Annotated in this window: 10 protein-coding genes; 8 read left to right on the top strand and 2 right to left on the bottom strand. The window is 58.9% G+C overall.

The window, feature by feature from the left end; all coding sequences use genetic code 11:
• Window positions 1–90: 90 nt before the first annotated feature.
• The 5 genes from VJ464_01780 (at window position 91) to VJ464_01760 (ending at window position 3,724) form a co-directional block, all read left to right on the top strand.
• Entirely contained in the window at window positions 91–912 is an 822-nt protein-coding gene (locus tag VJ464_01780) for a right-handed parallel beta-helix repeat-containing protein (GenBank protein ID HKQ03833.1), read from the top strand.
• Between the two features lie 366 nt (window positions 913–1,278).
• Entirely contained in the window at window positions 1,279–2,004 is a 726-nt protein-coding gene (locus VJ464_01775) for an alpha/beta hydrolase (GenBank protein HKQ03832.1), read from the top strand.
• Between the two features lie 132 nt (window positions 2,005–2,136).
• Window positions 2,137–2,661: a YcxB family protein gene (locus VJ464_01770; GenBank protein HKQ03831.1), complete on the top strand. Its 525-nt coding sequence runs from the start codon at window positions 2,137–2,139 to the stop codon at window positions 2,659–2,661.
• Between the two features lie 199 nt (window positions 2,662–2,860).
• Complete coding sequence (locus VJ464_01765; GenBank protein ID HKQ03830.1) at window positions 2,861–3,253, top strand: nuclear transport factor 2 family protein; 393 nt, start codon at window positions 2,861–2,863, stop codon at window positions 3,251–3,253.
• A gap of 144 nt (window positions 3,254–3,397) precedes the next feature.
• On the top strand, window positions 3,398–3,724 hold the full coding sequence (locus VJ464_01760) for a hypothetical protein (GenBank protein ID HKQ03829.1): 327 nt from the start codon (window positions 3,398–3,400) through the stop codon (window positions 3,722–3,724).
• Between the two features lie 184 nt (window positions 3,725–3,908).
• On the opposite strand, the gene VJ464_01755 is transcribed toward VJ464_01760, so the two are convergent.
• On the bottom strand, window positions 3,909–4,910 hold the full coding sequence (locus VJ464_01755) for a hypothetical protein (protein HKQ03828.1): 1,002 nt from the start codon (window positions 4,908–4,910) through the stop codon (window positions 3,909–3,911).
• Window positions 4,911–5,330: 420 nt separating this feature from the next.
• Here VJ464_01755 and VJ464_01750 point away from each other — a divergent pair, with 420 nt between their 5' ends.
• From VJ464_01750 to VJ464_01740, 3 genes are all read left to right on the top strand, one after another.
• Window positions 5,331–5,870: a hypothetical protein gene (locus VJ464_01750; protein HKQ03827.1), complete on the top strand. Its 540-nt coding sequence runs from the start codon at window positions 5,331–5,333 to the stop codon at window positions 5,868–5,870.
• 29 nt (window positions 5,871–5,899) lie between these two features.
• Complete coding sequence (locus tag VJ464_01745; GenBank protein ID HKQ03826.1) at window positions 5,900–6,496, top strand: hypothetical protein; 597 nt, start codon at window positions 5,900–5,902, stop codon at window positions 6,494–6,496.
• A gap of 408 nt (window positions 6,497–6,904) precedes the next feature.
• Window positions 6,905–7,504 (top strand): hypothetical protein, encoded by a 600-nt coding sequence (locus VJ464_01740; protein HKQ03825.1) that lies wholly within the window; start codon window positions 6,905–6,907, stop codon window positions 7,502–7,504.
• A gap of 65 nt (window positions 7,505–7,569) precedes the next feature.
• Here VJ464_01740 and VJ464_01735 read toward each other — a convergent pair whose 3' ends face one another.
• On the bottom strand, window positions 7,570–12,999 hold the full coding sequence (locus tag VJ464_01735) for an RHS repeat-associated core domain-containing protein (protein HKQ03824.1): 5,430 nt from the start codon (window positions 12,997–12,999) through the stop codon (window positions 7,570–7,572).
• Between the last annotated feature and the right edge of the window lie 322 nt (window positions 13,000–13,321).

The following is a 13,321-nucleotide window of genomic DNA, read 5'->3' as shown; positions in this document are numbered from 1 at the left end:
TGCGCAGTTCACGTGGTAGCTTGTGAGGCCGCTCGGCGGCCCGGTAATGTCGAGCGTTAGGCGCGCCCATTCATTTGACGAGGTAACAAAATGTCGACTGGCCTTGCGCATGACATCTTTTTAGTGCCATCGCAATTCTCCTCTATCCGGGAAGCCATCGACGCAATCATTCGGCCCTCGACCATCATGGTAAGCCCCGGCATTTACAGCGAGGATCTGTATCTCGTCGGGACGCCTGGCGTGGTGATCAGCACAACTCGCTTTGGCCGACGCGGGGTCACGATTGTCGGTGCAACCGCAGACACAGTCGTCCACCTCGAGAACGCTTCTGTCTATCTTAGCGGAATTGAGGTTCGCTCGAATGGTCGTGCGCGGGCGATTTCTGCTTTCGAATCATCCGTAGCCCTCCAAGAATGCGTCCTCGCAGGAAATCGGGTGACCGATGATCACGCCGAAGCAGGCGGCGCGGGCATGATGTGCATCCGGTCATCGGTTCGCGTCCAGAAATCAATGATCGTTGGCAACAGTGTACAAGCTTCCATTAGAAGTGCTCGTGGAGGTGGTCTCCATCTGGTCGCTTGCAAGGTTGAGATTGCCGGCAGCTCAATTCAAGCGAATGCCGTCTATGGGGCCGAGGAAGCGAGAGGGGGTGGCCTTTATTGTGAAGGCAGTCAAGTGCGGATGTGGCGAAGCCGAGTGACGGAGAATGCATTGTACAGTATGAAAGGTGAAGGGGCGGGCATCTACTTCAAAGACGCCTCGGCGCAAGTCGGTGGAAGTGTAATTACGGGCAACGGGATGGCTGAGGGGAGAGGCGGTGGCATCTTTGTGCGGGGGCAATGTGATCGGGTAAAAGTCCACACAAATACGGCGGTTCGGCAGAACCACCCGGACGATTTCATAAGTGAATAACAGCCTAAGCGCAGAAAGCGCCGCCTAACAAGGCGTTGCGGCGGAGGCCGCGAAGCAGACTTCACGTGGTAGCTTGTGAGGTCGTTCACGGCCCCGGTGAACGCGGGCGTTAGATGCTTACTCATTTCAGGAGATAGATCGAAGTGCACAGAGAATTACACCTAGCCAATCTGCTCGCCCTACTCGTCGCCATATTTCCCCTCAGTGCTCAGTCTGCTCCGGCGCAGAGCACTGAAACGACCGCCGATCCCGCAGACAAGTCGCCGCACAAGAGCGGCTTCGTCACCGCCAACGGCATCAGACTTCATTATCTCGACTGGGGCCAGACAGGCGACGTGCTGCTTTTGCTGACCGGACTGGGCGACGATGCACGTCTTCGACGACTTCGCCCCGAAGTTCACAGACCGCTTCCACGTCATCGCGCTCACGCGCCGCGGCTTCGGCGAATCGGACAAGCCCGCGGACGGGTACGACATCGCCACGCGGGTCGAAGACATCAGGCAGTTCCTCGACGCCTTGAAAATCGAAAGGGTGAACGTCGCCGGGCATTCGGCGGCGGGCGACGAGATGACGACGTTCGCCTCGCTTTATCCGCGGCGTGTCAAGAAGTTGGTTTATCTCGACGCCGCCTATACCCGCGCCCGCATCCCTGACCTAATTTTAGGCGACCCCGTCTCAGACCCGGAAGACAGGCGGCTTGTCCTTGAAGTGCAGGATTCTCCCGACGCCGCGAAAATCGTCGTCAAAGACATGCCGCCGGCCAACGTGTGGGAAATCAACAAGGCGATGCTCAGGGCGACAGTCGCGTTCCGCCCGGATTATACGAAGGTGAAAGCCCCGGCGCTGGCTTTTTATGCGACGCCGGAACATCATCCTTATGCGCCGCCGCAAGCGGATGAAGCGACACGCCGGAAATGGGACGAGTGGTGGGTTAAGAACTCAGTGCCGTACATCCGAACGAACGTCGAGCAATTCCGCCGCGAAGTTCCGCGCGGGCAGGTTGTCGAGATGAAGGACGCGACTCATTACGTTTTTCGAGGAAGAACCGCAGATGAGGTAGTCCTGCAGACAAGAGAGTTTCTTCTGAAGTAAGCTTGGCTGGTAATTACCGCGCCGCATCTAACAAGGACATGCACCGGAGCGCGCGAAGCAGAATTCACGTGGATGCTGGTGAGGCCGTTCGCGCGCCCGGTAATGTCCGGCGTTAGACGCATATACTCGACTATGATCGTAGAATTCAACGCCACATTAGATGATCTCGTAGACGTCACAATGCGGAGCCTCGCCCGGTCAAAGCTGCTGCGCCCTTGGAACTGGAAAGGGCTGCTAACCACGGTATTGCTCGCGGGGCTCCCCTGGTTCGCCATCATGCAAGGCAGCCTTGGTAGGAGGTTATTTGTAGGGGTTGCCGTCGCCATTATTGCCGCTGCGATTTATTTGCTGACTTACGAAAGCACTGTCGAGAAAAGAGTGCGCAAACTTTGTCTGAAGCTGGTGGGAGAAGATAAGCCGTTCCGCGTCGAAGTGGAGTTGGCCGAAGCGGGGATAAGAATAAGCCAGTTGAAAGAGCAGTATACTTGCGACTGGGGGACGATTATCGAGATGGAAGAGACAGAAGAGGCGATCTACTTCTACAGGCGAGAGGGGGGCGGGTTTGCGGTACGGAAGAGAGGCTTTGGAACTATGGCAGAGAAAGAGCAATTCGTGGAGATGGCGAAGCGGCAGGTTGGAGCTGCACAGGCACAGTAACGCCTTGTTGCAGGTAAGCGGCAGAGCAAGAAACTGATTGGCAAATATCCGCTGATGCGTCTAACAAGGACATGCACCGGAGCCGCCGCAGCGGGGTTCAAGTGGTTGCTCGCGATGCCGCTCGGCGGCCCGGTGATGTGCGGCGTTAGGCGGCTGAATCGCGAAGCCACCCTAGCAGTATCTGATACCTGGAGAAAATATGTCTGACCCTGCTATTGAACAAGAAATCATCAAACTGGCGCACGACTGGATTGACGCCGCAGGCCGCCGCGACCACAGCGCCCTGAACAGGATTCTGGCTGATGACTTCATGATCGCAGGCTGGCTACCTGGCGGCCAACTCGCTGACAAACAGACCTACATTAACGATTGTCTGAGGCCCGTGGTCGTAGAACAGTCATCGTATAAGTACGAGGGTTGGAAGTTTCGCATGTATAGAGATGTCGTTATAGCCAATTGCACATTGCAGATTAATGCACTGGTTGGCGGTAGCGATTGGGGAGGTGTCTTCCTCTTCACACAGGTGTGGATGAAAAGGGAGGAGCGGTGGCAAGTGGTAGCTTGTCACTCAAGCCCGGTTCAAGAAGCGTAAAAGACGGGGGTGAGTTGAGAGAGTTATAAGGAGGTAATCCGGCGGGAACTCAAGTAGGACGAGTTACTAGAATGGATTGAGCAAGCCGCCGTCTAACAAGGCGTTGCAACGGAGGCCCATATTGGTCACATGAAATCATAGGCAATGGCCAAAGCGAAGTCGATTACACTCAGGCGCGAAGAGGCGACGGCCTATGAGCAGTTGCGCCAGTGGGCAGGCCGCGCCGATGCCGCGCGCTTCGTCCTGCTGGTGTTCGGCTCGCGCCCGGTCGTCGCCAGTGAGCCGGACCCGCAAAAGTGGTTCGTGCCGTCGTCTTCGTCTCCGGGTGACTTTCACGTTGTCAATATAGAGCTGCGCGTCTGCGATTGCTCGGGCTGGCGCTTCAAGCATCATTGCTCGCACCTCGGCGTAGCGGATCGCGCGGCGCTTCTGCGCTACGAGATGGCGGCGCTCGCCGGGGCTCTCATTTAATCTTAGCCCTAGCCTTTCGCGTGATTGCATCGGCGCACGTTGAAGGGTGACGCCCCACAAAGAGCCAGGGGCGGGCGTTGGGGGCGGCTCATCGCCGCCCTTTTTTTGGTGATTATCTACTTAGCTCAAGGTAGAGAGAACCTTGCTGAAGACAAGGTAAAATTCCTCGAACCGCAGTGCCTATTCAGATGTCCCTGATGAGTTGTTTGATCGCTTCAGCGAAAGATGTCTTCCCCTCAAGGTACGGCGGCCAGTCCTGTTCTAGCGCCTTTATGAACCTCGGCCACTCGCCCCGTTTATAAAGACCATATTTATAAGCATAGGGCGTAAAATCAGTCACCCCGTCCTTTTTTAACCGCTGCTTGACGACGTCTCCGACGGTGAAGAATTGAAGTGCGTGCCACAGGTCTCCGCATGTCTTACCTTGTGCCTTACATTCAACATCGAGTGCGTCTTGCACCTCATCGGTCAAAGTATGCGTGCCTTCATGAAAGATCGTTTCGAGTCCGTCCGTTACTTGGAGCGTAGATTCTGAACTCGCGATGGTCGTATGACCCGGGTGTTCTGTCGTATAGGCGTGGCCCACTTCTGCGACAAAGTACGTGACATCTACTAGCTGCGGCGCAGACCAGCGGTGCTTAAATAATTTCTCCAACTGCGAGATGACGTCCGGCCCCATCCTCTCAACCGCAGGTTTCATTGCCGCAATCCACGCCTGATTTGCCTTGTCGTGAGCAGGCCACCAATGCCTTCGATAGACTGGCGCGGCCTGCTCTAATGTCAGCACAAGTTCCTGGGGTAACGCGGGCGAGGCTATTTTTGCCGGGCCTCGCTGTACCGACAAGATGTTGTTGATGTGAGTCAACTGCTGGTCGAATACTAGCCTGCGCCCTATGAAGTTCTGCGCATAATAGTCGATTGCATGGTCCCAGGCACGCCTCTCGCCCTCGCTTAACTCGGCTTCGGGGAGTGGGGCGCGGCTTGCGGATGCGGACTGCGTATTATTTGCTCGGCGCAATGCGGCTTCGCGGAAGAGCGTCTGGTGGAGGTTAATCCAAAAATTACTCTGGAAGCGAAACAAAGCCTGAGTAGTTGGTTGGTTGTTGCGCGCAGCGCTTGGCGGCGAGCAGGCCAACATAACAAGTGTGGGGAACGCAACTAATGAGAGGAAAGCCTTAATGTTCATGATACTTCCCTACGGCAAGAAGTTCGCTGACGCCAGCGTCGGACCACCAGCTTGATTGCGCCTAACTGATCGTCGCAATATACCTTGATAAAACATTTTTCTTGCGTCAAGTAGATAATTACCCTTTTTTTCTATGGCGCTAAGATGCTTGTGCTAAAATACTCTTAGAGTCGAACAAAGATTCGACAGGCTGAACAGGTTCACCTATAGATCCCGCTGATGCAACAAGGCTCTTTGCGCCCTTCGCCGATGCCGTGCGCGCACGTTGTTGGCTAGCAGAAACTGAATACCCCTTAACCCCTCGTTAGGAGCGAAAGCTATGTCAGTCTCGTACCCGCTTGTGGCGGCGCTTCCGCGCGTGCTCAATTCATCGTCTGGTGATGACCCCAACAATCCGACCTTACGCCGGCGCTCGATGAGATGCGCGCCAATGGTCTTGCCTACAATCGCCCCTGGCGCCGTCCTGGTGAAACCAGCAAGGCGTACAACGACCGCGCACAGCGGCAGGGCGAAGCGATAGAGCAGCGTGTGGCGAGCCTTCAGGCAATGCCGCAGTACCAGAAGCCGCCCGGTGACATTGACCCGGCGGCGTTCAAGCGGCAGGGGCTACAGATCGCCCAGCTTGTTGCTCGTGAGGATGCCGAACTCGGGCGCACGCCGCGCGAGGGCGACGCCTCGGTGATGCTCTACAACGCGCACGTCGCCCAACAGACGCACGGCTTCATCAGCGAGCAGCGCAAGACGGAGATGTATCGCGGCCTGGCTCCCGCGGAGCGTCAGCGGTTCGAGCAGGCGATTGAACAGCGGATGCAGGGCGCGCACGCGATGATCAGCGGCCCCGGCAACCCTGGCCAGAAGATCAGCGCCGCGGCTGGGCGGCTACGCGAGCTGCTGGGCGAGCCGGGGGCAATCATCCGTGATGCCGTGGGGCGGGCGAAGGGCGTACCGCCTTCAAGGTGATGGCTCCCGGTGACGATGAAGGATGAGTGATGAACGATGAAGAGTTGGCATCGCGGGTGATCATCCAGCCCGACAGCACGGACGCGGGAATTGTGGGCCTCTGCGCCTTCTACGCGAGTATGAACCTGTACGTGCTGCTGGGGCTTGAGCCGCCGCCGCTCGAACGAATGCTCGATCTGGCGCCCGCTGTCGGCGATGACGGCGGCCTGAGTGTCTTCGGGCAGATGATGCTCCTTTCGGAGTTGAACTTCCCCGGCCTGGTCGGCTTGGGTGTTATCCCGCACGGTCAGACGGCGCGGGACACGCTGCCGCCGCTGCTCGATGCCGGCGCGCGCCTCTTGCTGGGCATCCAGTTCACAAGCGAGGTCAACCCCGATTGGGCCGCGCGACAGGGAGACCCGCAGCTTGCCGGCGTGCCGTTCGAGTCGTCACACGTCCTTGTCGGCTACGGCTGGAGCGATGAGGGCGTGAAGGCGATTGTCGGCTGGTCTTATCAGCGCATCGCGTGTATGAGGTGGAAGGCGGTCCCTTTCTACCATTGGGGCCGCCTGCCGCTGCCGGGCGTGGCGCTGCATCGCGAGTTCGTGATGGTTTGGCCAAATCTACAGAAGGGAGGGCAAGGCTGATGAATAGCATCCTGCAATCAGCACAGGGCGCGGCGTTCGGTGCGAGCCCAAGGCAAGCCGCCTGGCACGTAGAGGTGAAGGGGTGCGGCTCTGGGGCCGCCCGGCCCCCATACCTCACCCTACCCCTACCCCCGGCACCCGCGCACCTTGATGGAACGATGCGTCAAAGCGAGTGCTCTTATGATTCCCAAACAGACTTGTGGCGCTCCTGCTTCGGGCTTAATGGTTTTGATAAATCAGCGGCGAGGGTAGGGTGGCCACCCGGCCCAAAAGGAAACGGGACTCCTGATGTTACTACGGGGTACGCGATTCCCAATTTTCAATTTTTTGTTAACGTCGAAGGGCCCCGATGAAAGGTCGTCGTCGTCGTTAACCGTTTGCCACTGACTCAGGGCAAGGAAGCGCTCTATGTCACGCCGATGCACCGTCTGTACACATCCCGACGCCCACGACATAAATCTGGTGATTTTGCGTGGCAACGGGTCGAAGAGGGGGATAGCGCGGAAGTTTGGAGTGTCGGACGATGCGCTGGACAGGCACGCCAGGAATCATCTATCCGAGCAACTGGCAGGCTTTAGGGTGCGATCTGCGCAGGACTTACAGCAGCTCGACGAAGAGTTCAAGCTCTGCCTGGTCGATTTCTACCGCCTGACCGCAGAGCTTCGGGACCGCCTGGCGCAGCCCGGCACTGGCTACCTAACCACTGACGAGACGTGGCGGGCGAATCATCGGTGCCTGGACGTGCTCGGGCTGGTGCTCGACGTGCTGAAACACGCGCACGTTCGGCACGGCGCCGAGTTGGACAAGTTGCTGGTGGAAACTCGCCAGCAGTGGGCCTTCTTCAAGGGGATGGCCGCAAAGGCGGAAATCGATTATGAGCCCGCCGAGTTGGCGGCGGCGATTCTGGCCGGCTTCCCCCGCGGTGACTACAGCGACGAGGCGCGCGCGGTCATCGAGCACGAGCTGCAACGGCTGGCGGCTGGCCAGGATACGATCATTTGCTGCTGATAGATGACGCAGCGTGCAGCCTTGCATGTTGCATGCTGTGTCATCTAGGCGATTCTCGCTCTCTTTTAATTCTGCTTGACTTGAACCTTATTTGCTATCTTCTTTATAGCATCTTCCAAAATCCCCGTAAAAACTTCTTTAAAAACCAAATTCTTCGCGCCCTCCGTGCTTACCTTCAATTCCTCAAGAAGCGGGAGCGCGCGCCCATCACCGATTTCTCCAAGGACGCCGATTATCCTTTCCTCCGGGACATCTGGGGCATCGATCCAAAAGTAGAACCCGGGGAAGCCTTTGTCCTGGGCCTGAGGAAGCAGAATATCAACGAAGGCGTTGCGGTTAAGGTAATAACGACGGCCCCCAATTATTTCCCAGCCGCCTATATCGCCTCCAGCTAGTTGTACTAACGGTTTCCAATCGTCAGGGTCTGGATCATCGGAGGGCAATGTAACTTGCACCTCATAGAAGAAGAACCAGTAAGTACCACTATGACCGTTAAGATCATGCCCTGTGCTTACACCCGCACCCAAAACAGTGACGTTCGGACTCTCATCGTGATGAGCAAAGTGCTTGATATCGATCTGTGACAATTGATCGCCGCTTGTTGCTACATTGAGGCTGCAACGTTCCGGCAGTTTAATCTGAGGGGGAGTGCCTACCCCGGGGAAGGGGTTAAAGTCGCAAAAAAGTTGTCCTAAGACGGAGCCCGAGCAGTATTCCGGCCCCCATGTCAACGAGAACAGTCCGTTGCGGTCTACTTGGTTCACCGGGTCAGCTAACGCATACAGATAGCGGTTCCAGCTTTGTGGCATCCCAGGCCCGCCGCTCGCTTGATATGGGTCAGCAGACAGAAAGCGCCCGACACTTTGATTATAACCCCGATTGACTGCGTAATCCGTTCCTGCCTCGCTGTCTCGCTCGTAGCTGGTGAAATGCTGCTTCTGCTGCGTGCCGCTCTCGGCGAAGTCTTCGCCGAACGGCAAGTGTGATTGCCGCCCGGCCACTACCCCGACATCACTCAGCGCCAACCGCACGCTCAGCCGGTCACTCAACAGCACCTGCGTGCTACCGCCCGTCTTCTCGAATAGCCGCGAGCCGGCGTACCAGTAGTTCACCTGTAATGCCCCTGTGCTGCCATTGTATTCGGCAAGCACCTGCTCACCATCCCAGACGTAATGTGTCACGCTGCTGCCGACCGTCTTCTTATACCGGCGATTCTGCTGGTCATAAGCATAGGTCGCGGCTGCGCCGTTGTCTACATTGACGAGCCGATTCTCCGAGTCATACGTGTAGCTATGGCTGCCGTCATTCGTCACATTGCCGTTAGTGTCATACGTGTAGCTCGTGCCGCTGACTGCGCTGAGGCGATTGGTCGGCGCGGTACCGGTGCCCGGAAAGCTTACCGTCTGTAAGCTGACGCTCTGAATCTGGTTGCCACCTGAGGCGGCGTCCCATACGCCGGTGCGGTTGCCCCATCTATCGTAGGCAAACCGCCGCTGCGCGCTCGACCCATTGCTCGTTTGATTCGCGGTCACCAGTCTGCTGTAGTTGTCATAGGTGTAGGTGGCGCTCTCCGACACCCCGCCGACCGTGCCGCTGACCGACAGCAACTGCCCGGCGTTGCCCGCCGTCGTGCCGACGCCGAACTGGCCGCTGCTGGTCGCGTTGTAGGTGTAAGTCAGACTGAGGTTCGTTCCCCCTGCCGGCGGCGGCGGGCACGGGCCGGGCACGCAACTGCCGGCGTTGCTGTTTGTCGTCACTGCCGTCTGCCCACTCATCTGCAAGCGCGCCTGATTGTAAGTGAACGTCTCGTCGGTCACACTGTTAATCGAGTTGCCGTTGTACAAGCCGCTGCTGCTGATGCGGTCGCCGGTCATCTGGCCGGCAACGCTGTAGCTGATCTGGCTCAGGCCGCCGATGGCCGACGGCCTGCCAGAGGTGTCGTACTGAATGCCGATGTGACCCACCCGTAGCGGCTGTCCGGCAGCGTTGAATTGATAGCCTGTCGTGTAAGAGCGTGTGCCGATATTAAAGACAGTGCTGCTGAGGCGCTTGTACTGGTCGAAGGTGTAGCGTTCCTGGTAATCCGTGCCGACGTTGACGCGCACCAATGCCCCCTGCTTGTTCGTGCCATAGGTCGCGTCGCTGTCGTAGGTGTAGGTCACAGTCGGCGCGGTGGTCACGCCTGAGACCGTGTTGTAGCTGACCTGCGACAGGCGGTGCAAGGAGTCGTAGGCGTAAGTCGTGACGACGCCGCGGGCATCGGTGCGCGTAGCCACCTGGCTGAAGTCGGTGTAGGTGTAGGTGGTCGTCCACTGCGTAGATTGCGTCGGGTCGCCCTGCTCGGGGAGCTTCTCGCCGGTCAACCGCGACAACGCATCGTAGCGGTAGCTGCGCAGTTGGTTGGCTTGGTTGACCTGGGTAAGGTTGTCAAGGATGTCGTAGCTGTAATTGGTTGCCTGCGTTAGGTTGCCCGACGAGTCTTGCTCGTTGACCGTCACCAGGCGGCCCAGGCCGTCACTGAGACGCTCCATCTTGCGGCTGACCTGATCGGTGACGATCACGCTGTTGCCGCTGTAGGTGGTCTGCACCGTCTGGTTGTCCGGCAGCGTCACGACCGTCACCCTGCCGATTGTGTCGTAGCTATAATTCGTCCAAAACGAAGGCGAGCCGTCGATGGGGAAGGGATTGCTCACACTCGCCACCCGCCCCATGTTGTCGTAGGTGGTGTTGACCTGCCCGCCGTGGATGTTGCGCTGATGGATGACCCGACCCCAGCCGTCATAATCGGTCGTCGTCGTCACCGTCTTCTGCGTGCCGTTGTCGTCGTAGACCTTGCTGCCGGTGACGCTCAACGTGCCGTCGTTGTAGCTGACGTTGCTGACCGCAGTGGTCGGCGTCGTCACCAGAATCGGGCGTAGCGCGGCGTCCCGCGTCGTCACTGTCGTCTGCAAGCTGTTCGGATCAGTGGTGTATTTTGTCACGCCGGTGTTGAAGTCGTACTGCGCGCTGACGGTCAACTGCGGCCCGCCCGCCGCCCCCTTCGTCACCTGCTCCGGCTTCGACCAGAAGGTGTTCTGCGTCGCCGTTTCGGTCTGCTCGTTGCAGCATGACAACTGCTCCTTGACCGTATTGCCGAACAGGTCGATCTTCCGCAGCCAGGTGTAGCTCAGATTGCCTGAGATGTCGTACCACCTAGTCGTGCCGGTGACATTGCCGCGCACCGTGACGCTGGCGTCATAAGTGCCATAGTGGCCGGGCGTCGCCGGCAGGTTCCCCTGCGCGTCGCGGTACTCTTCCATGCCGCTCATCGCCTGATAATTGTCGTAGGTGTAGGTCGTCTTCGCCATCAGCACGTCGTTGGTGTCGTTGGTGTCGAGCTGCGCATCATACATGTCGCTCTCGATGACCAGGCTGCGCAGGTAGGCGTTGACGTAGCTGGCATCGGTCTTGTAGAGGTTGCGCGTCCGCCGCCTGACCAGCCACTGGCCGCTCACCTGATAGCCATACTCGCGCCTGTTGGTGACGTTGCCGTAAGAGTCATAATCAAACGCCACCAGCGTCGGCGTGCTGGCCTCGTCGTAGTCGAAGGTGTACAGCACCTGTGGCGAGCCGCCGCCGTCGGTCGTGTAGGAGAAGGTCGTCGTGTGCATCACCGTGCCGTCGGCCTTCTGCGGCTGCACGTAATACAGCAGCCCGCCATACCCGGCGGTCGCCGGGTCGTAGCGGGCGATGGTTTGCCGCGTGTAATCCGGCTGGGTGATGATGAAGACGCTGAAGCCGGAGCCGTCCCAGCGGCTGTAGCTGTAGATGCTCTGCGGCGCGTTCAGGGCATTCTCGGTGCGCTGCGTGAAGGCCGGCGCGTCGGTCAGTGCCGGCGTGCTGGCGGTTTGGTAGTTAAACAAGACACTGTTGCTCTCCGACCCGTCGCTGATGACCCCACCCTGACTGATGCTCATCTGCCGCCGCTTCGAGACGTTGTAAATCATACCGAAAGCCGAGTAGCTGAAGGTGTAGCCGCTCTGCGTCGCCGGCAGGTAGACGTGCTTGAGGAAGTTCATCGCCTGCGAGGGGCGGTTCTCGACCGTCAAGCCGCTGAAGTTGTTGCTGACGGTGCGGCTCTCGTAATCGAACTGCGCGACGGTGCGTGTCACCGGCTGCTGGGCGGTGCCGCCGTAGCCAGGCGCGGTGATCGAGACCAAGTTGTAGCTGGCGTCGTAGTTGCACTGAATCACGCGGCCCATCGTGTCGGTGATGTAGTCGAGCGTCAGCGGAGGCGGGTAGATCGGGCAGGTACAATACTCCTGGCAGTTCGGGTCACAGGATGTGTTTTTGTAGGTGATGGTGACGTAGTTGCCGTTGCGGTCGGTGATGAGCCCCGGCAGCAGGCGGTTGTTAACGACGCTAATACTAATCTTGGTGCCGTCGTCGCTGTAGAGCGTGCCGCCTGTGGAGGCGTTACCGACATAGGTTAGATGCGAGCCGTCAGTCGTCTGCAAGGTCACTGTCGTTTCGGCATTGCAGTCTATCCACGGCAGCGGGCAACTGGCCAGCGTAGGCTGGCCGAGATAATGGCGGGTGCCGTCGGCGCTGATCCACAGGTACTTCAGCGCGGTGCTGGTGCGATAAGTCACCAGCCGGCCAAAGCCGAGCGAGAAGCCAGGACTGGGGCGGCTCTCGACAGCGTCGAAGATGATGGCCGAGCCGTGGCGGGACCAGACCCGCGAATTGTAATAGAGCGTCAGGCCTGCAATGAAGCCGCGCCCGCTGAGATCAATCAGCGGGATAGCCATCTTGAAGTTGTTGCTCTCGGGCATGACCGCGCCGATGCGCGTCGCTTCGATGGCGCGGTTGCGCGGCGAGCCGACCAGGTTGCGCGGCTCGCTCCACAACTCGTCGTAAGCGAAGTCGGCGTTGCTATAGCTTGAGCCGCCCTGTGCGTAAGCCGTGGGGGCGAGCCGGTCAAGTAAAGCGGCGACGCCGCCCGTGCCGCCCGGACCGTTCTGGCCGGTGGTGCCGTCGGGCCGCAGAGCGTTCTGATCGGCGCGCCACTCAGCGTCGCTCTGCGGCGGGCGGTGGCCAAGCCGCACGAGCACGGGCGCCGAAGCCGAGATCGCGCCGGCCCGGCAGGTGATGCGCGCCAGCCCCGGCTGCAAGAAGGTCGCCCTGCCACTGTCATCGATCTGCACCTTATCAGTGTTTGAGGATTCCCAATCGTAGCGCACGCCTTGAATGATCTCGCCTGAGGCGTTGAAGGCTAGAGCCGTAAAACTGACAGGCTGTCCCTGATAGCCGACGAGCTTGAGGGGGGTGATCTGGAGGCGGGCGACATAGGCGAGGCGGTCGGCCAAAGTATCCTGACGCGGCGGCGTGGCCGTGCGGCTGAAGAGGCGCTTGACCCAGCGGGCGGCGAGCGGGAGTGGCTCAAATGTGTCTTTGGCGACTTTGACGGCGACGTCGGTTGCGGCGCGCACCGCATAGCCGGCATCGGGTATCACCAACAACCCACAGATAAGTACCAGGCAGAGTACACGTCGCCGCCAGCCACGAGCGAATAACAGAGACAGATTCAATGAAGAACGAGACGAGAGCGACAAACGACGTGAACGCATGGGGACGCTACTATCAGCCGGGTAGGCTTACGCCCTGCCTGACATAACAAGAATTTCTAATTGATTACTGAAACTACGCAGCGACCAAAAAGTGCTCCAAAAAAGGGAGTTGGTTCGGGATGGGCTGACGAAATAACTCGCGCTTGAAGGCGTAGACCGTCTGCCCTTGGGTGATCGCTGCTTGTTGTGTCAAACATAGCGCCATCAA

This window comes from Blastocatellia bacterium, from assembly GCA_035275065.1.
Classification (GTDB): Bacteria; Acidobacteriota; Blastocatellia; order UBA7656; family UBA7656; genus DATENM01.
The sequence above is the reverse complement of the archived record's forward strand: the minus strand, read 5'-3'. Positions and strand labels throughout refer to the sequence as shown.